20 protein-coding genes, 1 tRNA gene and 1 pseudogene are annotated in these 22,463 nt (G+C 63.9%); 10 read left to right on the plus strand and 12 right to left on the minus strand.

The window, feature by feature from the left end; genetic code table 11:
• Positions 1 to 188: 188 nt before the first annotated feature.
• Genes yidC through rpmH form a run of 3 tightly spaced genes read right to left on the minus strand, consistent with a single transcriptional unit; the run spans position 189 to position 2,545 of the window.
• The gene (gene yidC / locus K0P03_RS00350) at positions 189 to 1,982 is read right to left on the minus strand and encodes a membrane protein insertase YidC (RefSeq protein ID WP_024270218.1); all 1,794 of its coding nucleotides are present in this window, start codon (positions 1,980 to 1,982) and stop codon (positions 189 to 191) included.
• A complete protein-coding gene (rnpA, locus tag K0P03_RS00355; protein ID WP_023515341.1) occupies positions 1,982 to 2,374 on the minus strand; it encodes a ribonuclease P protein component in 393 nt (130 codons plus the stop codon). Before rnpA ends, yidC begins: the two co-directional genes overlap by 1 nt.
• A gap of 33 nt (positions 2,375 to 2,407) precedes the next feature.
• Positions 2,408 to 2,545 carry a 50S ribosomal protein L34 gene (gene rpmH / locus K0P03_RS00360; protein ID WP_037405882.1) on the minus strand — a complete coding sequence of 46 codons (138 nt, stop codon included), beginning with the start codon at positions 2,543 to 2,545 and terminating at the stop codon, positions 2,408 to 2,410.
• 422 nt (positions 2,546 to 2,967) lie between these two features.
• Here rpmH and K0P03_RS00365 point away from each other — a divergent pair, with 422 nt between their 5' ends.
• From K0P03_RS00365 to K0P03_RS00375, 3 genes are all read left to right on the plus strand, one after another.
• Positions 2,968 to 4,974: a methyl-accepting chemotaxis protein gene (locus tag K0P03_RS00365; protein ID WP_272788593.1), complete on the plus strand. Its 2,007-nt coding sequence runs from the start codon at positions 2,968 to 2,970 to the stop codon at positions 4,972 to 4,974.
• A 209-nt stretch (positions 4,975 to 5,183) separates the two neighbouring features.
• The gene (locus tag K0P03_RS00370) at positions 5,184 to 6,656 is read left to right on the plus strand and encodes a sensor histidine kinase (protein WP_272788594.1); all 1,473 of its coding nucleotides are present in this window, start codon (positions 5,184 to 5,186) and stop codon (positions 6,654 to 6,656) included.
• Between the two features lie 133 nt (positions 6,657 to 6,789).
• Positions 6,790 to 6,866, plus strand: a tRNA-Arg gene (locus tag K0P03_RS00375).
• Between the two features lie 142 nt (positions 6,867 to 7,008).
• Here the strand turns inward: K0P03_RS00375 and K0P03_RS00380 are convergent.
• Positions 7,009 to 8,649, minus strand: coding sequence for a winged helix-turn-helix domain-containing protein (locus K0P03_RS00380; protein ID WP_272788595.1), 1,641 nt, complete (start codon positions 8,647 to 8,649; stop codon positions 7,009 to 7,011).
• Positions 8,650 to 8,992: 343 nt separating this feature from the next.
• Here K0P03_RS00380 and K0P03_RS00385 point away from each other — a divergent pair, with 343 nt between their 5' ends.
• On the plus strand, positions 8,993 to 9,409 hold the full coding sequence (locus K0P03_RS00385) for a hypothetical protein (protein WP_272788596.1): 417 nt from the start codon (positions 8,993 to 8,995) through the stop codon (positions 9,407 to 9,409).
• Between the two features lie 325 nt (positions 9,410 to 9,734).
• Here K0P03_RS00385 and K0P03_RS35655 read toward each other — a convergent pair whose 3' ends face one another.
• Entirely contained in the window at positions 9,735 to 10,106 is a 372-nt protein-coding gene (locus tag K0P03_RS35655) for a type I secretion C-terminal target domain-containing protein (protein WP_443020525.1), read from the minus strand.
• 17 nt (positions 10,107 to 10,123) lie between these two features.
• Positions 10,124 to 10,540, minus strand: a pseudogene (locus tag K0P03_RS35660) (calcium-binding protein); the annotation flags it as partial.
• Positions 10,541 to 10,874: 334 nt separating this feature from the next.
• Between K0P03_RS35660 and K0P03_RS00390 the strand changes: the two are divergent.
• Complete coding sequence (locus K0P03_RS00390) at positions 10,875 to 12,122, plus strand: alpha/beta hydrolase (protein ID WP_023516031.1); 1,248 nt, start codon at positions 10,875 to 10,877, stop codon at positions 12,120 to 12,122.
• Positions 12,123 to 12,170: 48 nt separating this feature from the next.
• Here the strand turns inward: K0P03_RS00390 and K0P03_RS00395 are convergent, their stop codons facing one another.
• Together K0P03_RS00395 and spdA are read right to left on the minus strand one after the other, a co-directional pair.
• A complete protein-coding gene (locus K0P03_RS00395) occupies positions 12,171 to 12,806 on the minus strand; it encodes a DUF1236 domain-containing protein (protein ID WP_050742617.1) in 636 nt (211 codons plus the stop codon).
• Between the two features lie 121 nt (positions 12,807 to 12,927).
• The gene (gene spdA, locus K0P03_RS00400) at positions 12,928 to 13,734 is read right to left on the minus strand and encodes a 2', 3'cyclic nucleotide phosphodiesterase SpdA (protein WP_050742616.1); all 807 of its coding nucleotides are present in this window, start codon (positions 13,732 to 13,734) and stop codon (positions 12,928 to 12,930) included.
• Between the two features lie 155 nt (positions 13,735 to 13,889).
• On the opposite strand from spdA, the gene K0P03_RS00405 reads away from it, so the two are divergent.
• Positions 13,890 to 14,924, plus strand: coding sequence for a proline racemase family protein (locus tag K0P03_RS00405; RefSeq protein ID WP_023516362.1), 1,035 nt, complete (start codon positions 13,890 to 13,892; stop codon positions 14,922 to 14,924).
• A 9-nt stretch (positions 14,925 to 14,933) separates the two neighbouring features.
• Here K0P03_RS00405 and K0P03_RS00410 read toward each other — a convergent pair whose 3' ends face one another.
• On the minus strand, positions 14,934 to 15,962 hold the full coding sequence (locus K0P03_RS00410; RefSeq protein WP_272788597.1) for a tetratricopeptide repeat protein: 1,029 nt from the start codon (positions 15,960 to 15,962) through the stop codon (positions 14,934 to 14,936).
• A 272-nt stretch (positions 15,963 to 16,234) separates the two neighbouring features.
• Here K0P03_RS00410 and K0P03_RS00415 point away from each other — a divergent pair, with 272 nt between their 5' ends.
• A complete protein-coding gene (locus K0P03_RS00415) occupies positions 16,235 to 16,873 on the plus strand; it encodes a FecR family protein (RefSeq protein ID WP_272788598.1) in 639 nt (212 codons plus the stop codon).
• 200 nt (positions 16,874 to 17,073) lie between these two features.
• Here K0P03_RS00415 and K0P03_RS00420 read toward each other — a convergent pair whose 3' ends face one another.
• The 3 genes from K0P03_RS00420 to K0P03_RS00430 form a co-directional block, all read right to left on the minus strand.
• Entirely contained in the window at positions 17,074 to 18,915 is a 1,842-nt protein-coding gene (locus K0P03_RS00420; RefSeq protein ID WP_443020568.1) for a CHASE2 domain-containing protein, read from the minus strand.
• Between the two features lie 23 nt (positions 18,916 to 18,938).
• Positions 18,939 to 19,643 carry a Crp/Fnr family transcriptional regulator gene (locus K0P03_RS00425; protein ID WP_023516358.1) on the minus strand — a complete coding sequence of 235 codons (705 nt, stop codon included), beginning with the start codon at positions 19,641 to 19,643 and terminating at the stop codon, positions 18,939 to 18,941.
• Between the two features lie 135 nt (positions 19,644 to 19,778).
• On the minus strand, positions 19,779 to 19,967 hold the full coding sequence (locus K0P03_RS00430; protein WP_272788600.1) for a hypothetical protein: 189 nt from the start codon (positions 19,965 to 19,967) through the stop codon (positions 19,779 to 19,781).
• A 193-nt stretch (positions 19,968 to 20,160) separates the two neighbouring features.
• Between K0P03_RS00430 and K0P03_RS00435 the strand changes: the two genes are divergently transcribed.
• The 3 genes from K0P03_RS00435 to K0P03_RS00445 all read left to right on the plus strand — a co-directional run bounded on the left by K0P03_RS00435 (position 20,161) and on the right by K0P03_RS00445 (position 22,443).
• On the plus strand, positions 20,161 to 20,604 hold the full coding sequence (locus K0P03_RS00435) for a DoxX family protein (RefSeq protein ID WP_024270215.1): 444 nt from the start codon (positions 20,161 to 20,163) through the stop codon (positions 20,602 to 20,604).
• A 147-nt stretch (positions 20,605 to 20,751) separates the two neighbouring features.
• The gene (locus K0P03_RS00440) at positions 20,752 to 21,450 is read left to right on the plus strand and encodes an orotate phosphoribosyltransferase (protein ID WP_024270214.1); all 699 of its coding nucleotides are present in this window, start codon (positions 20,752 to 20,754) and stop codon (positions 21,448 to 21,450) included.
• A gap of 63 nt (positions 21,451 to 21,513) precedes the next feature.
• Positions 21,514 to 22,443, plus strand: coding sequence for a carbohydrate kinase family protein (locus tag K0P03_RS00445; RefSeq protein WP_272788601.1), 930 nt, complete (start codon positions 21,514 to 21,516; stop codon positions 22,441 to 22,443).
• Positions 22,444 to 22,463: the final 20 nt, after the last annotated feature.

Genomic DNA, 22,463 nt, shown 5'->3' on the forward strand with positions numbered 1-22,463 from the left:
GGCGGAAAGCGGTTCTGCGTTCGGAACGGTGTCGGGACAAAGGGATCGTCGCGAGCATGACAGGGATCCGCCCGCACTGCTTCCATGCCAGCGACGGCGCGATGTCGCAAGCGGGCCTTGCAGAAAAAACGGCAAAAGAAAACCCCGGCGCGAGGGCCGGGGTTTCCTGGAGTTTCGTTGTTCGGTCGTCAGGACGATCCGGCCTTCTTTCCGAACAATCCCTTGAGATTGTCGAAGAGCTCGATCTTCACGCCCTGGCGCTTCATGATGATCGCCTGCTGGATGATCGAGAGCGTGTTGTTCCAGGCCCAGTAGATGACGAGCCCGGCCGGGAAGGTTGCCAGCATGAAAGTGAAGATCAGCGGCATCCAGGTGAAGATCATCGCCTGGGTCGGGTCGGGCGGCGTCGGGTTCATGCGCATCTGCAGGAACATCGTGATGCCCATGATGATGGGCCAGACGCCGATCATCAGGAAGTGCGGCACGTCGTAGGGCAGAAGGCCGAACAGGTTGAACAGCGAGGTCGGATCCGGCGCCGAAAGGTCCTGGATCCAGCCGAAGAACGGTGCATGGCGCATTTCGATGGTGACGTAGATCACCTTGTAAAGCGCAAAGAACACCGGGATCTGCAGGAGGATCGGCCAGCAACCCGCGAGCGGATTGATCTTCTCCTCCTTGTAGAGCTGCATCATCGCCTGCTGCAGCGCCATGCGGTCGTCGCCGTGCTTGGCCTTCAACTCCTCCATCTTCGGCTGCATCTTCTTCATGTTCGCCATGGAGGCGTACTGCTTGTTGGCAAGCGGGAAGAACAGGCCCTTGACGACGATCGTCGTGATGAGGATCGCGATGCCGAAATTGCCGAAGTAGCGGAAGAAGAAGTCCATCAGCTGGAACATCGGCTTGGTGAAGAACCAGAACCAGCCCCAGTCGATCATCAGGTCGAATTGCGGAATGGAGTAGGACGTCTCGTACTGGTCGATGATCGGCACTTCCTTGGCGCCGCCGAAGAACAGGTTCTTGACTTCCACGGATTGGCCCGGCGCAATCGAGATGTCGTCCTGGCGATAATCCGCCTGGTAGCGCGGACGGCCGTCCTTGAAATAGGAGAAGCGCGTCTCGTAGGGCGTCGTCTGCGGCGGCACGAGCGCGGTCGCCCAGTACTTGTCCGTGATGCCGAGCCAGCCGCCGGTCGCCTTGCCGGGCGAAACGGTCGTGTCGTCCTCGGTCTCGGTGTACTTCACCTCATGCAGGCCGAGTTCGCCGAGCACGCCGATAAAGCCTTCGTGCAGCACGTAGACGGACGGGTCCGTCGGCTTGAAGAAGCGCGTCGAGCGGCCGTAGGGCGAAAGCGCGATTGCCGCATCCGTCCGGTTCTCGATGCTGTCCGAGATCGTGAACATGTAGTGTTCATCGACCGAGATGGTGCGGGTGAAGGTGACGTTCTTGTCGTTGGTATAGGTGAGCTTGACCGGGGTGGTCTGCGTCAGCTTGCCGGTGCCGTCCTGCGTCCAGACGGTCTGCGGGCCGGGGACCTGGCCGGTCGCCTCGCTGCCGACATAGCCGATCTCGGCAAAGTAGCCGTGTTCGGTCTCGGCGGGGCTGAGCAGCGTGATGATCGGGCTCGTCTTGTCGACGGTCTCGTGGAAATCCTTCAGCTTCAGGTCGTCGAAGCGGGCGCCCGTCAGGCTGATGGAGCCGGAAAGCGAGGGCGTGTCGATCACGACGCGGGCGGATCGGGCCAGTGCCGTCTCGCGCGTCTCGGTCGCGGTGGTGGCCGCCGTGCCGCCGGGCAGCGTGCCGCTTGTGCCGGTCGCGGTCGTCGTGCCGCCGGAGGTGGTGGTCTGCTGGCTCTGGGCGGCCTGCTGCGCCTCGAGCGCGGCGCGGTCCTTCTCCAGCTTGGGGTTCACATAAAGGAACTGCCAGGCAACGAGGATCAGCACGGACAGCGCGATCGCCACGAAGTAATTGCGGTTTTTTTCCATCACTCTTTCCCGGGAGCAGCAGGGCGCTGCTGCTGCTTCTGTTTCTTGACCGTCGCGATCCTGTCGTTCAGACGGGCTTCAAGGGTTTTGAAGGGTGCGCTCAACACGTCCCGTCTGGCGACAACCACATAGTCGTGTCCGGGCTCCATTGCAAACCCGGCCGATAGCCGCACCGCCTCTTTCAGGCGCCGGCGCATGCGATTGCGTTCCACGGCGTTGCCGTGCTTCTTGGTGACGGTGAAGCCGACGCGGGGCGCTTCGTCCGGCATCTGCCGGTCGCGCACTTCGAGAAGGAACAGTGGTCCCTTGCGTTTCTCGCCCTCGCGCACAAAAAGAAACTGCGGACGGCTTTTCAGCCGCCCGACAGCAGATTTCTCAACAGTTTTCGTCATATGCCCGTCGCCTCTGTTCGGGCAGGCACGGCCTTAGGCCGAGAGACGTGCGCGGCCGCGGGCGCGACGTGCGGACAGGACCTTGCGGCCGCCCTTCGTTGCCATGCGGGCGCGGAAACCGTGACGACGCTTGCGAACAAGCTTGGAGGGTTGGTAGGTACGCTTCGACATTTATTTAATACCGCGGTGTGCGGCCCTTCTTGGGTTTGCGTTACGCAAGGAGCGTTGAAGTCCGGCATAGGATTGCCCTCGCGGGAAGCCATGCTTTCCGGACGTGCGCGGCTTATAGGGGCAAAAACGGTCGAAAGTCAATTGCGCAGTCGCTGGTGCGCGCGGCTGTCACAATCGTTAACGGAATAGCACTCAAAAGTTGCATGTAAATTGTGCTTTGTCATGTTTTTGTCACGTTACGTGAGGTAATTCCCCCCGGATTTCCCGGTTTCCTCTCTTGCATCAATGCATTAGCGGTTGTGAATACGCTCAATATTTGGGCGGTTGTATCAAAGTCTAATTAACCTTTAGCGTTTACCGTCCTTCGCGAAGGTGAGGTGGGTCGTGCCCTCTTGCCACCCACCGTTCTTTGGAGTGCGAACGTGAAGATACGCGGCAAGATCTATCTCATTGTGGGCTTGATGGGCCTCATCTCCGTCCTCATCGGCGGCATTGCCGTCCATGTGGTCTCGGAATACAGCAACAAGCTCCATGAATACGAGAATGCCGCAGACCGCGCCTTCCTCGGCGAGCACCTGAACCGGCAGGTCACTGCCGTCGTCATGGAAGCTCGCGGCATCTATGCCTCCAAGGACACCGACGGCGCCAAGAAATTTGCCGAAGGCATCGCCAAGGAACTCGACGGCATCGACAAGACGCTGAACGAATGGCGCCCGATCGTGCCGGAGACGCAGAAGGCCGCCTTTGACGCCGTCGTGGCGCGTGCAGCCGAATTCCGCACCTTCCGCATGGAAACGGCGAGCCTCGGCACAACGGTCTCGATCGTTGCCGCCAATGAACAGGGCAACAACGAGCTCAACCGTGCGAACCGCAAGGCCTTCCAGAAGGAGATCGACGCCGTCGTCCAGACGGACAACGAGAACCTCACCGCCATCAAGGCTGAGATCGCTGCCTTTGAAACTCTCATGCTGACTCTGGTGCTCGGCGCTGTCGGCGTCGGTCTTGCTCTCGGTGGCGGTGTTGCCTTCTATATCGCGACCAACGAACTCAGCCGTCCGATCCAGAAGGTGACGGAGACGATGAACCGCCTTGCCGGCGGCGATCTCGACACGGAAGTGCCCTATGCCGGCCGCAAGGACGAGATCGGCGAAATGGCCGCAGCCGTCGCCATCTTCCGCCAGAACGCCATCACCGTGCGCGACCTCAACGCCCAGGAAGAGATCCTGCGCGAGAAGAGCGCCGACCTGCAGTCCTCGATCGCCACCGTCGTGCATGCCGCAGCGGCGGGCGATTTCTCCTCGCGCATCAGCAAGGACTACCAGAACGACGATCTCAACCGCTTTGCCCGCAGCGTCAACGAGCTGGTCGCCGGCGTGGAGGAGGGAATTGCCGAAACCCGCCGCGTCATCGGCGCGCTCGCCGAGGGTGACCTGACGCAGACCATGGACGGTTCCTTCCGCGGCGCCTTTGCCGAGTTGCAGCAGAACGTCAACGCCACGCTGGCCACCCTGCAGCGCACCATGCGCGAGGTGCGTGCCTCGACGGATGCGATCAACGCCAATTCCGGCGAGCTGCGCACGGCTTCCGACGATCTTTCCAAGCGCACCGAGCAGCAGGCCGCCGCGCTCGAGGAAACCTCCGCTGCCCTCGAAGAGATCACTGCTGCCGTCAAGAATTCGACGGAACGGGCGAACGAGGCGACATCGATGGTTGGCGAGGCGACGCAGAGCGCCAAGCAGTCGGGCGATATCGTGCGCAATGCCATCGGCGCGATGAGCCGCATCGAGCAGGCCTCGAACGAGATCAGCCAGATCATTTCCGTCATCGACGAGATCGCCTTCCAGACCAACCTTCTCGCGCTGAATGCCGGCGTCGAGGCTGCGCGTGCCGGCGAGGCGGGCAAGGGCTTCGCCGTCGTCGCGCAGGAGGTGCGCGAGCTTGCCCAGCGCGCCGCGAGCGCCGCCAAGGACATCAAGGGCCTCATCACCAAGTCGGGCGACGAAGTGTCCGTTGGCGTCAAGTATGTGCAGGAGACGGGGGCGGCCCTCTCAGACATCGAAAGCCGCGTCGTCACCATCAACGACCGCATCCACGCGATCGCCACCGCCGCCCGCGAGCAGGCGACGGGCCTCCAGGAAATCAGCACTGCCATCAACCAGATGGATCAGGTCACTCAGCACAATGCCGCAATGGTCGAGGAAACCTCGGCTGCGACGCACAAGCTGAAGGGCGAAGCCGACGGCCTGGCCGACCTCGTCGCCCGCTTCCGCACGGGGGATGCCGTGCAGCGTGTCGCGGCCGTGCGCGCCGAGACCCGACCGGTCGAATCGCCCGCCCGTCGCATGATGGGTAATGTCGCCCGCGCCTTCGGTGGCAATCGCGGCGGCGCAACGGCAGCGGTCGCACAGGAGAACTGGGAGGAATTCTGATCGGTCATTCCCGGCGCGTTCGGGAGCGCTGCGGCATTTCGTAGCCGGATTCAGCCTTTCAACGCGGCGATCGCAGGATCGCCGCGTTTTTGTCGTTTCCGCGGCAGCGTTGGAAAATTTGCCGCAATCTCCTATGATTGGCTGAAATACGTCGTCGACCTTCGGTCACGATGCGTTTGCCGCGCCGCGGCCTGCCTGGGAGTTGAAACATGGTGGACAGAGACGGGACACCGTCCTTGACCGAGAAGCCGGTGCCGGCGGTCGGCTTTCTGTCCGGTCTGTCCGGGCGGCTCCTCCTGGTCACGGCCATCTTCGTCCTGATCGCGGAAGTGCTGATCTTCGTGCCGTCGGTCGCCAACATGCGTCTTCAATGGCTGCGCGACCGCCTGAATACGGCCGCCGCCGCGAGCGTCGTCATCGAGGGCCTGCCGGATCACGAGCTGCCGCGCCCCGTGCAGGAAGAGGCGCTGATGGCGACCGGCACCAAGGCGATCATCCTGAGGCGCCAGGATGCCTCACGCATGGTTGCCGCCGTCGATATGCCGCCGAGCATCGACGCGCAATACGACCTCTCCGACGTCTCGACGCTCGCATCCGTCTATGATGCCTTTGAGACGCTGCTTTTCGGCGGCGAGCGCGTCATCCGCGTTTTCGGTCCGGTTGGGGAAACCAGCACGCGTATCGAACTCCTGCTTGACGAGCGGGCATTGCGCCGCGCCATGCTCGGGCATGCCCGCAATGTCCTGACCCTGTCGATGATCATCTCGCTGGTTACCGCAAGCCCCATCTTCTTCGCGCTCAATCGGCTGCTGATCCGCCCGATCCGCCGCATGACCGCGAACATCCAGGAGTTCGCCGCCGATCCCTCGAACCCGGCGCGTGTGCTGGAACCCTCCGGCGGTCGCGACGAGATCGCCGTTGCGGGCATCCATCTCGCGGCCATGCAGCAGACGCTGCAACGCACGCTGAAGGAGCAGAAGAACCTCGCCGATCTCGGTCTCGCCGTGTCGAAGATCAACCACGACATGCGCAACATCCTCTCCTCGGCCCAGCTGATGTCCGACCGCCTGTCCGATGTCGACGACCCTGTGGTCAAGCGCGTGGCGCCGAAGCTTCTGCGCAGCATCGACCGGGCGGTGGGCTATACCAACGAGGTGCTCTCCTACGGCCGCATGCGCGAGCCGGAGCCGCGCCGCCGCTTCGTCGCGCTGCGCCCGCTGGTGCAGGAGGTTTCCGAAGTGCTGGCGCTCGATTCGCGCAGTGACATCGATTTCGTGGCGCAGGTCGAGCCGGGCCTCCAGGTCGACGCCGACAGCGAGCAGCTCTTCCGCGTCATCCACAATCTGTGCCGCAACGCCGTCGAGGCGCTGTCGCAGGACAGCGGCGCAGAGCGGCGCACCGTGCTTGTCACAGGTCTGCGCACCGGAAGCGTCGTGTCCATCGCCATCGACGACAACGGCCCCGGCATGCCCGCAAAGGCCCGAGACAACCTCTTTGCCGCCTTCCGCGGCTCCGTGCGTTCAGGGGGCACGGGTCTTGGCCTTGCGATCGCCCGCGAGCTGGTGCTCGCCCATGGGGGGACGATCACGCTGGTCGAAAAGCAGACGCCCGGCACGCTGTTCCGCATCGAACTGCCGGATCGTCCCGTCCCCCTCGATGCGTTCCGCCACCGCGCCTCATAATCCGGGGTTTTGCCGGTGCTGTGTGACGAGCCGATGAAAAAAGTACATTTTTTCTGCGAAAGACGCTTGCAATAGGCCGGAGGACCCTTTAGAGACCGCCTCGCAGCCGGGCAACACACCCGCAACTGCCAGCGCACCCGTAGCTCAGCTGGATAGAGCACCAGACTACGAATCTGGGGGTCAGGAGTTCGAATCTCTTCGGGTGCGCCATTCTTTTCCAAAGATCTAGATTAAGACGAAGTCTCCTCGGTTTGCAGGGGCATGTGGCTTGCTGCTGTAAACTGGCACGGCGAACGAGGTTTTGTCGCGCCGCGGCCGAACGTCCGACATCATCCATGGCACTGTGATCGCGTTACGGCGGCAGGCCGATTTCGACCAGGTTGCTGCTGATTTTCCCGGCAGCGCGGAGATAAGCGTCGCTTGCATTGTCCTTGCGCAGGGCGATGTTGGTGGCCGTCGTTCCCGGTCGTAGCGCCAGTCCCTTCGCGAGCGCTTCCTTGGCCTCGGAATCCCGGCCAAGACGGTGGTAGGCGACGGCGAGAAGCATGTGGGCTCGCCCCGAGGCGGGCGTGATTGCGATCGAACGCTGCAGCCAGCCGAGCGCCTCCTCGTTGCGGTCCTGGACGATGCAGACGAGGCCCGCGCCCAGAAGCCACGTCCAGCGGGAAACATCCGGCGTGTCGAAGCCGTCTGCCTCCAGGAAGGTCGCGAACGCATCCTCGAAACGGCCGAGCTGAAGTTGCGTCAGGCCGAGCTGAAAAAGGGCGGCGCCATCCCAGGGATTGAGCGAGAGGGTCTTCGTGCAGGCGACAAGGCTTTCGGCGAACTGGTTCGTCGCCGTCAGGAACCGGCAATAGGCGCCCATGGCCGATCCGGAAAGCGGCTGCGCCGCCACGGCCTCTTCAAGCAGCTTGCGTGCGTCATTCTCCGCTGCGTTGATCTGCGCAGGGCTGTACCAGGTCATCTGGATGCCGCGCAGATGCAGCGTCGCCAGTGCAACCTGCAGGTCGACATTGTCCGGATCGCCGGCGAGATACGTCTCGAGAATCGTGCGCGCCGTTGCAAAGCGCTCCTTCGTCGTCTGGTTGATCGATGCGGCGGCCTGCTGGATCGCGATATCGGCCGTGCTGCTCCCGGGTGTAGGGCTGTCCTCACGCAGCCTTCCCAGCTTCAGGGCCAGCGTATATCCCACGCCGGCGGCAAGCCGGGATTGCACCCGTTGCGCATCGGGTTGCTGTGCATCGACCTTGGCCTCGACAACCGACAGGACCTCGCGGCTCGCCGTATCGATCAAGCGGGTCTGAAGAATCCAGGATTGGGCGCTCTTGCGCAGCTCGCCCTGGACCAGATGGGTCGGGGCGGTCCTGGCTGCTGTTGCCTGTCCCGCCGAGGCAATGAGCTGGAGGCCGTCGATGCGGGAGAGGCCGGCGATCAGCTGCGCCGACACACCGCGCGCGAGGGCTGCCTCGCGCGGCTCGGCCGTTGTATCGACGAACGACATGACCTCGACCACCGGGGCTGGTCGATCGGAAAAAAGGCCGGATTTCACGATGGCAAAAGCCCCGAGCAGCAGGGCGGCGGTGGCGCCCCCTGCAATCATGCGTGCCGTGGTCCTGCGTGTCCGGAGAAACCGGGAGGATACGCCGGAGGCCTCGATCGGCAAGGCCTGGATGGCCGGCTTGGCGTCGGTCGCGGTGGAGACATCGACCGCGAACAGATACCCGCGGCCCGACACGAGCTTGACCATCTGCCGCTCGTGATCGCCAAGCGCAGCGCGAATTTCGCGAATGCATTGGAAGAGGCTGTCTTCCCCGACATGAACGCCGGGCCAGACCGTGTCCAGCAGGACCCGCTTGGGAAGAAGCTGGTGGCTGTGGGCCACGAGCAGCCGCAGGAGCTCGAAGGCCTTCGGGCGCAGCCGGATGACAGCGCCGTCTGGACCACGCAACTCGGCGCGGTCCGGATCCAGAGCGAATCCCGAAAAAAACAACACCGGCTCCTCACGATCCCCAGTCGCGGTCCGGCGCAAAATAGAGAAGCGCCGGTGCCGCCGTCAACCGGTGGATGCCTCCGCCTGTCTGCTTGCCTGGGATTTGCATGCGTGGCGCCATCGGCCCCGTTTCAGAAAAAATCAGAAAATTTCAGAACTGCGCCCCGCGCCGTCAGGACATTCGCGCGGCTTGAGACCTATCACACCGTGAAGGCCGGAAACCGAAGCGCCATGCGGGGGCCCGGGGAGACGTGATGCCAAGCCGTTGATGAGAGAAAACGATGAGCGGCCGGCTGTCCCGGCGGCAGGCCCCCTCCGGTCTGCTCGAGCGGGAAGACGGTCCACCATGCCGATCCCCCTGGAGGTATCTGATATCTGCCTGCCGCCAGCAGTGCAGCAAGCGGGTTCCGCAGATAGGCTGATCGCGGAGCGGGCGTTCCCGCTGGCTCTCCGCTTCATGGCGCGGTGGTTCCTTGCCGCGCACGAGGCTGCGCCGCGTACGGCCGCGCTCTTCGCCACCCAGCAACGGTGGCTGCTCTGCCATGCGGGCCTGGCGCAGTATTTCCTGGCGGCCCGGTGCGGCGGTGCGGGGCTCACGCGGCGTGGCCTCGGCCTCCTGGCGCGCCAGCACGGCATTGCCAGCCGCAACACCGCCTACGCCTTTTTCGATGAGGCGCTGAAATACGAAGTTGTTCTCCCGGTGGGCATGGGAGAAGAGGTCGTCCCGTCCGCCCTGACCCTGTCGATCCTGACGCAGTGGTAGGCCTGCATCTTCATGTCTTCGATCTTATCGATGGCCGATGCCGGAGCGCGCGCTTCCTGGCCGAACCCGAGCGGCTGTTGACGCATCTTGCGCCACGCGTCGGGATGGCCCCTGGTTTCGGATGCTGATCTCTACAGGCCCGGCCCGTTCTACACCATCTTCACGTGGGCCGATGCGGGAGGGTTGCTGATGGACCGGTTCATCGCCGGCCTCGAAGAGGGGGTGGTTCCGGAGGCGGGAAACATGCTGACGGACGTGAGCACCATCTCTTCCCTCGCGGAAGCCTTCGGTCTTTCGCGTGCCCATACCAGCCGGCAGGAGATCGCTAGCGTTTCGACCCGCTCTCGCATGGCGGCCGCCTCCCGCCGTAACAGAATGAAGTCGGTTGCCTTGAGGTTGATTGTTCCGTCGAGCAGGATCGAGACATCCCCATCCCCATCCCCATCCCCATCCCCATCGCCGTCGAGATCGCTGAGGACCGTCGTCTTGCCGTCCTTGATCTCGTAGCGCAGTTCCCCGGCCTTGCCGGTGAAGCCCCCTTTCCGAGGAAGGTGAAGAACGGGTCTTCCCCGTTGCCGTTGTCGAGACCGATCCTGCCGAGGTCGATCTTGTCGCCTCCCTTCTGGCTGAAGTCGGTGATCGTGTCCCGTATCCTGGCATTGGTGCCGGAATCGCTCTTGGCGGTGAACAGGAACACATCCGCCCCTTGCCGCCGGCCAGCACATCGCGGCCCGCGCCGGCAAGGATATCGGCGCCCTGGCCGCCGAACAGCCTGTCCGTCCCCTCTCCACCGCCCATCGTGTCACGGCCCCTGCCGCCGGAGAGGCTGTCGGAACCCTTGCCGTCATAGGCCTGGTCGTTTTCATCGCCGCCGCTCAGGCTGTCATTGCCCTCGCCGCCACACATCGTATCATTGCCGTTCATCGATCCGTCGATCCAGGTTTCACCGCCATTGCGCGTTCCGGTTGCATTGAAGGCCTGCTGGTAAACATCAGTCCGCCCAGTGGGCGTGTTCTCGGACTCCCAGGTAACGACCCTGCCGCCGTCGCTGAGGCCGGTAACAGATGAGGCCCTCTCCGGAAAATCCAACTGCGTGTTTACACGCGTGATCGTGCCTCCGACCATTGCCATGAAAGCGCTCCTTGCCTGTCAATTTTTGAACAAGGTCCCTGTCCGTATCGTGGTCTCGGGCCCCGTCGTCCGGCGGCCGAATGGCCGCTCATCCCGGGTAGGCTAGGGCACGGATCTCCCGTGGTCTCCGTCCATTTTTGATCTGGGTACGATCGATTGTCGCCAGCAAGTCCATCCTCGGTCACCGGCAGGCGACGTGACCGATATGCCACGCCTTGCCGCCGTACGCCCTGCTGGGTGCTTGCCGCTCTTCAAAACCGCGCGCCGCTCGGCTAAGCAGGGGAAAGCGGTGCTGCCTGCACCGGCGAAACCAGAAAGCGGAAGGAAGCGGGGCATGATGAACCGCGAAATGCCGCGCGTATTGCGTCGCGTGATCTTCGCCGGACTGCTTGCCCTTGCGGGCTGCGCCGGCCGGCCGGAAGGTGTGCTCGTGCCGAGTGGCGAAGCGCCGGCGGGTGTCTCGACGGTCGATCTCCTCGTCGCCACCACGCGCGCGCCCTCGCACCAGCCGGGCGTGCTGTTCTCCGGCGAGCGCGGCTCCGAACTCGTGATGCGCGACATCAGGGTTTCCATTCCTCCGGATGACAAGCGCAAGGTCGGCCAGGTGCAATGGCCGGAAAAGCTGCCGGCCAATCCGCAAAAGGATTTTTCGACTGTCAGCGTGACGCCGGTCGACAGTGCCCAGAAGAGCCGTGCCTGGCTTGACGGGCACCTGCCGAAGAGCCGGCGCGTGCTCGTCTTCGTACACGGCTTCAACAATCGCTATGAGGATGCCGTTTATCGCTTCGCGCAGATCGTGCACGATTCGAAGACCGATGCCGCGCCCGTGATCTTCACCTGGCCCTCGCGCGCCAGCATTTTCGATTATTCCTACGACAAGGAAAGCACCAACTACTCACGTGACGCGCTGGAGGAACTGCTGCGCGCTGCGGTCAACTCGCCCGAGGTCGGCGAGATCACCATCATGGCGCATTCCATGGGCACCTGGCTTGCGGTGGAGACGCTGCGCCAGATGGCGATCCGCGACGGTCGCGTTCCGAAAAAGATCCAGCAGGTGATCCTTGCCTCGCCCGATCTTGATGTGGACGTCTTCGGCCAGCAGTTGCGCGCCATCGGCAAGGAGCGTCCGCAATTCACGCTGTTCGTCTCGCAAGATGATCGGGCACTGACGCTCTCGCGGCGCATTTCCGGCAATGTCGACCGGCTCGGCCAGATCGACCCCTCGCAGGAACCCTATCGCAGCATGCTGGAAAAGCAGGGCATCATCGTGCTCGACCTGACGGCGCTGAAATCGGGTGACAGCCTCAACCACGGAAAATTTGCCGAAAGCCCGGAAGTGGTGCGGCTGATCGGCAACCGCTTGATCGCCGGCCAGACCGTCACGGATTCCGAGGTCGGTCTCGGCGACCGGCTCGGTGCGGTGGCGCTCGGCACTGCCCAGACGGTGGGCAGCGTCGCCAGCATCGCCGTCTCCACGCCCATCGCGGTCTTCGATCCGGTGACGCGCAAGAACTACAACGACCAGTGGCTGCGCTTCGGCCAATCCGTGGAAGACACTGCGGTGACGGCGACCGGGCAATGAAAAGGCGGCTCTCGCAGGAGCCGCCCTCGCTTCGCAAATCCCGTGGGGTCAGCGGACCCAGATGACCTCACGGGTATTGCGGTCGACCAGAACCGGACGCTGATCGATATAGATGTAACCGTAGCTCGGGCTCTCAGGCACCTCGACGATCTCAACCGTATCCGGGATGAGCGCACCGGCCTCCACCGGGCCTTCCAGCACGACGGGCTCCAGCGGATGGCGCTCGACATAGGTGATCGCCGCTTCCGGAATGTCGGCGGAGATGCTGGCTGTCGTTTCGACCTCCGGTGCATAGATCACCTGGCGGCTATCGGTTCGCACGATCACCGGGCGATTGTCGATATAGACATAGGCAAGGTCCGGGTGCTCGGGGATCGGCGTCAGCGTGACGGTGTCGTCAAAACGCGTGTCCGACGTCACCTGACCTTCCAGAATGACGGGCGGTGTCGGGTTTTCCAGCACGTAGACACGGGCATCGTCCGGTACGGCGGCTTCCGCGCCGATGGCAACGCCCACGGCACCACCGACAATGGCGCCAACCGGGCCGCCGACGACGGCGCCGGCGGCCGCGCCCGCTGCGCCGCCGGCCGCACCGCCGAGGACTTCCTTGTCGCCGTCATCTGCATGGGCCGCGGTGGCGCCGATGAGCGCCAGTGCGGCGCCGGCCATCAGAAACTTACGCATGTCATTCTCCTTCGAATGTGGTTTTCCCACCCCTTCGGCAGAGACAACGTCACTTTCTGTCTTCGGTTCCGTGCAGGACGCGGCGGCGCATCACGATGTGTAACGCGCGTTAACCTCTCCCTCAGGCAATTTCCGAATCGCGCCGTGCGATTTCGTAGTCCTCGTTGTGTACCTGCAGGCCATCTTCCGTGACGACGACGATGCCATAGGCCGCGGGCTCGTCGACCGAGAGCGACGCGTTCGGCGCGTCAAAGGGCATCGGCTGCTGGTGCACGGGGCTCTTGAGGATTGAAAAAGGAATGCCGCGGTGCGAGCCACCGATCGTACGGTGCACGTGGCCGGCGAAGATGTGGCGCACATTGCCGTGTTTCAGCACGATTTCGTAGAAGGCGCCCTCGTTGGAAAGCCGGATTGCGTCCATCCCGGTAAAGCCGGTCTTGTGCGGCGGGTGGTGCATGAAGAGGAGGACGGGACGTCCGCCGGCACCGGAAAGCGTATTGTCGAGCCAGGTCAGGCGCGTTTCGCAGAGATAGCCGGCATGGCTGCGCGGATAATCGTAGGGTGGGGCGAAAAGCGTATCGAGCAGCACCACGCGGCAGTCGTCGAAATCGATCACCTGCTGCACAAAGCCATTCTCGTCCGGCTTCACATAGGAGAAGCTTTCGAGAAAGCGCTCGCGATAATCGTGGTTGCCGATGGTGATGGCGGCCGGCGGCACGAGCAGTGACAGGAGATCGCGCAGGCGCTCGTAGGATTGCGTGTCCGCGCGGTGCGTCAAATCGCCGGTAAAGATAACCCGGTCGGCATCGGCATGGTAGCGGTTGACGTGTTCGATGCCGGTGAGCAGGCGCTTGTAGGGATCGAGGCCGATAATGGTCGACCCCTCGGGCACCATATGCAGGTCGGTAAAGACGATGAGCTTGGTCATGAAGAGGTCTCGCAGCAGGGATGATATCCGGCGATTGCCGGATGCCCTTTCGTAGCGTGTGAACCTGTCGCGTGAAAAGCTGTTGGAATGCACGGCAATCTGATATATCAGAGAGTAAAAAAGGGCCGAGCCTGGCCGAGACGGAGCAGACCGACATGAGATGGAAGCGCACGATCCAGTTGCTGGATGTTCATTGCGAAGGCGAAATCGGCAAGGTGGCGATCGGCGGCGTGCCGAAAATCCCCGGCAACACGATCGCCGAGCAGCTGAACCACATCAACACGGTTGACGACAGCCTGCGTCGTTTCCTCTGCCTGGAACCGCGCGCGGCGGCGACCGGCTCAGTAAACCTTCTGGTTCCCGCCAAGCGTCCGGAGGCAGATGCAGGCTTCATCATCCTCCAGGCCGACCAGGCGCATGCCTCCTCGGGCTCCAACTCGATCTGTGTCACCACGGCGCTTCTGGAATCCGGCATTGTCGAGATGAAGGAGCCGGAGACGGTGGTGGTGCTCGATACGGCCGCCGGTCTCGTCAAGGCCACGGCGACTTGCCGCGACGGGCGCTGCGAGAAGGTCAAGCTCACCATGGTGCCGTCCTTCGTCGAGGCGCTGGACGTGGAGATCGACACGCCGCACTGGGGCCGCGTGCGCTTCGACATCTCCTATGGCGGCATTTTCTATGCGCTGGTCGATGTCGACCAGATCGGCACCAAGATCGAGAAGGGCAATGCCCGCGCACTGGTCGATGCCGGCATGGCGCTGAAGGATCTGATCAACAAATCGATGACGGTCGTGCATCCCGAGATCCCCGAGATCAACGGCGTCGCCTATGTCATGTTCCGCGATCGTGATCCCGATGGCCTGGTGCGCACCGCGACAACCATGTGGCCCGGCCGTGTCGATCGCTCGCCATGCGGCACGGGCAATTCCGCCAATCTTGCGGTGCTGCATGCCCGCGGTCTCGCCAAGGTCGGCGATACGTTCCGCTCGCGCTCGATCATCGGCTCCGAGTTCGAGGTGGGGCTGGCGGCCGAAACCGTCGTTGCCGGCCGCACGGCGATCATCCCCACCATCACCGGCCGCGGCTGGACCTTTGGCCTGCACCAGATCGCGCTCGATCCGACCGATCCGCTCGCCAACGGTTTTGCCATGACGGACACCTGGGGTCCGCAGGCCGGCGAGATCGTCTGACCTCGCCGTTTACTTCGCGGCGTAGTGTTTTTCGATGGCGCCGAGGGTGATTGGGTCGATCTCGGCATTCTCGGCGCCGGCGATCAGCTTGCGCTTGGCGAGCACCTGCTTGATGGCGAGGCGGGCGTCGGCGCTGAGCTGCTCTGGTGTATCGCGCAGGATGACCTCCAGATCGACGTCGCGCATCTCGAAGGCCGCGACGAGGCTGTTCACCGCCTGCTCGACATTCTTGACGATGCCCTTGCCGCTTTGCTGCATCAGGCCGAATTTCAAGTTGCCGTAGCTGTCGCCAAGGTCGGCGGCCTGCTTGAAATAGCCGGCGGCGGATGCAAGATCCTGCGAAACGCCTTCGCCGGATTCCAGCATCAGGCCGAGATTGATCATGGCGTCGACGACGCCTTTTTCGGCGGCGAGGCGATAGAAGGCTGCAGCGCGTGCGTTGTCTTCGGCAATCAGGCTGCCGTCGTCGAAGAGCACGCCGAGATTGAAGGCGGCGGTCTCGTCGCCATTTGCCGCCGCCTTGTCGAACCAGCGCGCGGCTTCCTCGCCGTTGATGTCGGTGCCGATGCCGTCGCGATAGGCGACGCCGAGATTGTAGGCGCCGAGCATGTCGCCCATTTCGGCGGCCTTCTTGTAGTGGTTGAACTCGGCAACGGGATCGCCGCGCTTGCCGAGCATCGCGCCGTAATTGACCATCGCCACGGTATGGCCGAGCGCGGCGGCCTCGGCATAGAGCTTCATGGCGTCGAGATCCTGGCCGGCGCGCTCCAGCGCGCGGCCGAGCTGGAAGGCCATGCGCGCGCCGCCGCCGGCATTATAGGCTTCGCGGCAGGCCGAGAGCGCCGTGCCGATCCGGATGTCCTCACGGGCAACCGGCGCGAAGGCCGTGTTGCGCGTCATATCGTACTGGCTGCCGGCCGCCGCGTCGCACTGGGCTTCGATCGTGCTGGCCGCCGCGCCGCCGGCGACGCCGGACAGAAGGACCGCGAAGAAAAGGGCGCGGCCAGCCGTCTTCATTCCATTGGATCGCATGAACATGATCCGTCTCCCTTCGTTGATGACCGCACCATAGAGGTCTGGCAAACCAAGGCTGTTTCCGCGGGAACAGAAAGCTGGAAGTGAGCGGAGCATAAGAATTGCAGGCGAGGTACATCCACCGTGCCCGCAAAATTCCGGTAGGACACCTTGCGGATTTGCCTTGGAAACTGCGTATAGAGAAGAGGGAGAGCATTTTCGCAGCCGGAAGGCGCAGCGGATGCTCAGGTTCAATTCCATGCCGCCGGGTTCGGCTGCGCGTGAAAGGCACGTCAATGGAAGCGCTCAAGGTTTTTCGTCCGGTCCGTCTCAGCCGCCGGCTCTTCATGACCGGGGGGGCGCTCGCGCTGACGGGCATCGGTATCCGCTCTACCCAGGCGAACGCCGTGATCGGCAAGGCGGTGGAAATCACCGGCGAGGTCAACCGCAAGCAGGCAAACCTGCTGGAGGGTCTGAAGGCTGGCGCGAGCCTGATAGATCATGATTTCGTGACGACCGGCAAGAAGAGCTTTGCCGCGCTGGAGCTCGGCGAGGATACCAATCTTCTGCTCGGCAGCGAGACGGAGCTCCTGATCGACACCTTTATCGCCGGGCAGGGCGGCACGATCGAGCTCGGCACGGGGCAGATGATTTTCGACCGGCCGGAGGGCCTCGCCAAGATCGACCTTACCGTGCGCACCGCCTTCGGGATGATCGGCGTACGCGGCACGAAATTTTTCGCCGGCCCCAGCCGCGGTCCCTTCGCCGTGTTCGTCGAACACGGGCTCGTCGAGGTCTCCGGCGGCGGCGTCACCAAGGAGGTCGGCCCCGGCCAGGGCGTCGAGATCGCTGCGCCGGGCGCAGCTCCCGGCGAGGTTACGCAATGGGGCGAGGCCCGCATCCGCGAGGCCTATGCGAGCGCCGGCGTCCGTTGATCGGGTATCGGGGAATGAGAGGGCTGCCGCATCTTCCCTTCTCTTCCCGGGGAAAAGGTGGCCCGAAGGTCGGGTGAGGGGGCGATGCAGCTGGAAACCTCGACTTCTCTAGCCTCCGGCATCCCCCTCCTCCGCCTGCCAGCCCCTTCTCCCTAAGGGGAGAAGGGGCTAAGCGGTAACGGCGTGCCATCCCTTCTGCGCTAATCCAATGTAAACAGCGCCATCGTGCCGAAGCCGCGGATCTCGTGTTCGCCGATGGCACGTAGCGTGCGGTTGGTTTCCCCGGCCGCGCGCGGGCCGACGCAGATCTGCGTTCCCAGGAACTTGTTGGCGTCCTGAAGCCGCGCGGCAAGGTTCACCGCATCGCCATGGGCGGTATAGTCGAGCTTGCCGCCGGCGCCGACCTCGCCCAGCACAGCCATGCCCGTCTCGACACCGATGCGCGTGCGCCCGAACTCCCGTTCGATAAAGAGGGGGCGGCGGCGCATCTCTTCGGTCAGGGCGCGGATCTCGTCGGCGCAGGCGAGCGCCTTGTCGACGTGCCGGTCAAGATCATCGGGTGCGTTGAAGAGCGCGTGCACCGCGTCGCCCACCACCTTGTCCACCATGCCGCCATGCTGCGCGACGAGCGCGTTCACCTCGGAAAAGTAGATGTCGAGCAGTTTGACGAGGTCGTGCGGGCCGATTTTTTGCGCCAGCGTTGAAAACCCTTCGATATCGGTGAAGAGTGCCGTCACCTGCCGTTCCTCACCGGCAACGCGGCCGAGGTCGGGATTGTCGATGTAGCGCGCCACGACGGATTGCGGCAGGTATTGCGCAAAGCGCTGCCGTGCCGTTGCTTCGGCGCGGCGCACATGGGCAAATTGCAGAAGGCCGGTGACCAGCGCCGCAGTAGCGACGACAAGCGCAACCCCGATCGCATCGGAGAGCAGCGCCGTGCGGGCATAAAGCAGAACCGAGGCCGTGAAGACCAGGCCGACCAGCGCGACACCGGCAAGAGCGGCGAAGAGCGGGCGGAGCCGTGCCGCCGCGAAGGCTGCCGCCGCACCGGCGAGGAAGGCGACGCCCGCCTCGAACGGCAGGAGCCCGAGATCGCGCGTCGGAATGTGGTCGGTGAGGATGGCGTTCGCGACATCCGCATGGATCTGCACGGACGGCTCGAGCGGCATGGAGGCGCTGGTCCTCAGCCCCCCGAGATTGGGCAGGCTGCTGCCGATCAGAACGACCCTGCCGGCGATCTTGTCTGCCGGCACCGCACCGGCCACGACATCACCGGCGGAAAAGGTGCGCGCGCGGATCGTCTCCGCATCGCTCGCCACAAAACGCAGGCTGCCGTCCTCGTCGAGCCGCAGGATACGGGCATCGTGCCGCAGCCAGACGGGATTGCCGCCGAGAACCGGCGTGCGCGCACCGGCCGCAAGCCGCGCTGCCTCCACGCCGAGTGCCGGATAGGCGGCATTGCCGACGATCGCGTAGGCCTGCACGCGACGCACCACGGCGTCCTCGTCGCCGACGAGGAAGGCCGCTGCCGCCGCTGACGACTTGTCCTGCAGGAAGGCGCAGGAGCTTTCCGTGCCGTCGATGAACCAGAGGTCGGGCACCGCGACAGGCCGTTGCAGCGCAAGCGCCGGCACGGGATGCGGCGCCCCGTCGGGCGTCTCGCCGATGAGGAAGCCGAGGATGGTCGGCGCCTTGGCGATTGCGCTGGCGAGCGCGGCATTTGCCGGTTCTTCCGGGGCGCAATCGGTGCTGAAGATGAAGTCGAAAGCGATGGCGGCGGGTTTGGCGGCGGCGAGGCGGTCGATGAGATCGGCCGTCTCGGTGCGCGTCCAGTCGCGGTTCGGCGCGGACTGAAACGCCTTTCGGTCGATGTCGACGACGACGATCCGGTCGCTCCCCTCGGGGGGCACGCCTTGCGTCAGCGCGTCGAAATAGAATTCACGCTGCCGCTCCAGCGCCGTCTCGCCGAGCGAAAACAGCGCCAGCGCTCCGGCAAGGCTCGCGATGAGGCCGGCGAGAAGGGGGCGGTATCGCTTGGCGATCATGATCGGCCGTTCCCGGCTGCTTAATCGTCATCCGGCTCGGCGATGTTTTGCAGCCGGCCGATATGGCAATGGATGATGCCGTCGTTGCGGCGGATGGCGCCGGCCTCCTGGAGCGCGAGGATCGAACGGTTGATCTTCGGCCGGCTGGCGCCGACGATGCTGGCGATCTCCGTCTGGCTCAGCGAAATCTGGAGATTTGCGCTTTCCGGCAGCTCCTCGCCATGGATGTTGCGCAGCGTCGCCAGGAAGAAACGTGCGACGCGGGCGTCGAGATCGTAGAGCGCAATGGTCTCGAGCTGCTCCGTCGTCTCGCGCAGCTTGGTGCAGAGATAGTGGATGATCGCCTGCGCTGCCGTCGGGTTGCGCATCAGGATTTCCAGGAAATCCCGCTTGGAAATGACGTAGCCTTCCGTCGCGACGACGGCGGTGGCATCGGCCGAGCGCGGCTGGCCGTCGAGGATCGCCATTTCGCCGAGCACCGAGCCCGGTTCAAGCTGGCGCAGCGACAGTTCCTTGCCCTGCGGGGTGATCAGCGAAAGCTTGATGCGGCCGGTGACGAGCACGATGAGATAGGTGCCTTCATCGCCCCGCTGGAAGATCACCGTGCCGGCCGACCATTTGCGATAGGTGGCGATGCCGGCGATCTCGCCGAGCGTTTCCTTGCTGAACCCTTCGAAAATCGCAAAGGAACGCCAGAACGCGGCGCTTTTGTTGATCTCGTTCATATCCTGATGCCCCCGACCGCGCTGATGCAAAACGAAACGCGCCGCCTTGCCGAAATCTTCGCCCAGCCGCCGGACGCTTGCAACAGAAAAGAACGGAGAGTTCCGGGCAGGTCCTTGGGATTGCTGGGAGAGCGCCTACTGGCAGATACGGACGCGTTTGGTGATGGTCTTGCCATATGGGTTTTCCATGCGGATGCGCTTGGTGATGCAGGTCTGCTGATAGTGCCCGTAGTAGCCCTCACCATAGGACGTGCCGGCATGGCCGGGGGCGGTGAAAACGAAAGAGGCGGCGGCGATGGCGAGGGCGGCAAGATTGGGGCGCATGAAGGCTCCGGAAGGAGAGAGGCAGGATGTGACGCCCCCTTGTCGCATGGCGGGCGCCGCCTCTCTGTTTCGCCGGGAACAGGCACATCGTTCACAAAAAGAGAACGATCTGTAGTCTGATCGCCTGACTAGTTTGACGACCGAAAGCTGATATCTCTTTGCCAACGCAAACGCCAAGCCTCAGGAGCTTACCATGCAACAGAACGTCGTCGTCCTCGTCGGACGTATCCTTCTCGCCCTCATGTTCATCACGGCGGGCTATCCCAAGCTGATCGATCCCTCGGGCACCGCGGGCATGATCGCCGGCGCCGGCCTGCCGGCCGCGACCGCGCTCGCCTATCTCGCCGGCCTCTTCGAGCTTGTCGCCGGCCTCTTCATTCTCGTCGGCTTCCAGACGCGGATCTCTGCCTATCTTCTCGCCGCCTTCAGCGTGTTCACGGCACTCGTGTTCCACAGCGGCGCGATCAACGTTCCGGACTTTCCGGAAGGCGCAAACGGTCTTCTGACCCTCTTCAACGGCCTGATGATGTGGAAGAACATCACGATCGCCGGCGGCTTCCTCGTGCTCGCCGCCTTCGGCCCGGGCGCCTACTCGATCGACGCCCGCTCCGGCGCTGCCAGGACCGTCGCTGCTTAAGCGGAATACACCGATCCTCCAAAAGCCCTCTCCGGTTTCCGGGGAGGGTTTTTTGTTGCCGGGCTACGGGGAAAAATCCCGAACCGCTGGAAAGCGGAGGCTCTTGCTGCTATGCGCACGGGCGAACAGCCATGTGGGGAGATGCCGATGTTTTCCAATTCCTATCCGGACAAGAGCGTGATGGCGGAGCTGATGGCCCGCATGCTGTGGGAGATCAAGGCGGTGCATTTTCGCCCGGAGGAGCCCTACAAGCTCGCTTCCGGCATGGCCTCGCCGGTCTATATGGATTGCCGCAAACTGCTCTCCTATCCGCGCATCCGCTCCGCGATCATGGATTTCGCCGCCGCCACCCTCACGCGCGAGGTCGGCTTCGAGCGGATCGACGTGATTGCCGGCGGTGAGACGGCAGGTATTCCCTTCGCCGCGCTGCTCGCCGATCGCCTCGCTCTGCCGATGGTCTATGTGCGCAAGAAGCCGAAGGGCCACGGCCGCAATGCACAGATCGAAGGCGTGATGCCGGAGGGCGCGCGCGTGCTCGTCATCGAGGACCTGGTGACTGTCGGCGGCTCCATGTTCACCTTCATCGATGCGATCCGTGCCGCCGGCGGCGTGGTCGATCACGGCATGTCGCTGTTCTACTACGGCATCTTCAAGGAAGCCGAAGCGCGCTACGCCAATGGCGGCGTCAAGCTGCACCGCATCGCCACCTGGCAGGATGTACTCGCCGTGGCGCGCGCGGAAAAACTCTTCGACGACGCAACGCTCGCCTCCGTCGCCGCATTTTTCGATGCGCCGCTCGCCTGGTCCGCCGCCCATGGCGGTGTCGCGGAACTGCCGACGTCGTAAAAGCCTCTGGCGCTTTTCGCCGGGATCGTTTAAATCGATTGAAAATCTCCTGGGAGGACCGGTATGATCCTGTGTTGTGGTGAAGCGCTGATCGACATGCTGCCGCGGACGACGACGCTGGGCGAGGACGCCTATGCGCCCTATGCCGGCGGGGCGATCTTCAACACGGCGATCGCGCTCGGCCGTCTCGGCGTGCCGACGGGCTTCTTCACCGGCCTTTCCGACGACATGATGGGCGACATCCTGCGCAAGACGCTGGCGGAAAGCGGCGTGGACGACAGCTATTGCGCAACGCTGTCGCGCCCGACCACGGTCGCCTTCGTCAAGCTCGTGCATGGCCACGCGACCTATGCCTTCTACGACGAGGGCACTGCCGGTCGCATGATCACCGAGGCCGAGCTGCCGGCGCTTGGCGACGATTGCGAGGCCCTGCATTTCGGCGCGATCAGCCTGATCCCGGAACCTTGCGGCTCGACCTACGAGGCACTGCTTGCCCGTGAGCACGAAAAGCGCGTCATCTCGCTCGATCCGAACATCCGCCCCGGCTTCATCAAGGACAAGGACGCCCATATGGGGCGTATCCGCCGCATGGCTGGTATGGCCGACATCGTAAAGTTCTCCGACGAAGATCTTGCCTGGTTCGGGCTTGAGGGGGACGAGGATGCGCTGGCCCGCCATTGGCTGCACCACGGTGCAAAGCTGGTCGTTGTGACGCGTGGCGCGGAAGGCGCGGTCGGCTACACCGCCGACCACAAGGTCGCCGTGCCGAGCGAGCGCGTCACGGTGGTCGATACGGTCGGTGCGGGCGATACGTTCGATGCCGGCGTGCTGGCCTCGCTGAAGATGCAGAACCTCCTCACCAAGGATCAGGTGGCGAAGCTTTCCGAAGACCAGATCGCCAAGGTGCTGGCGCTCGGCGCCAAGGCGGCGGCTGTCACGGTGTCGCGCGCCGGCGCGAACCCGCCCTGGGCGAAGGAAATCGGGCTCGCCTGAGCCTTCATTCATCTGTCACC

The sequence above is a fragment of the Shinella sp. HY16 genome, assembly GCF_028534175.1.
In the GTDB taxonomy this organism is placed as follows: domain Bacteria; phylum Pseudomonadota; class Alphaproteobacteria; order Rhizobiales; family Rhizobiaceae; genus Shinella.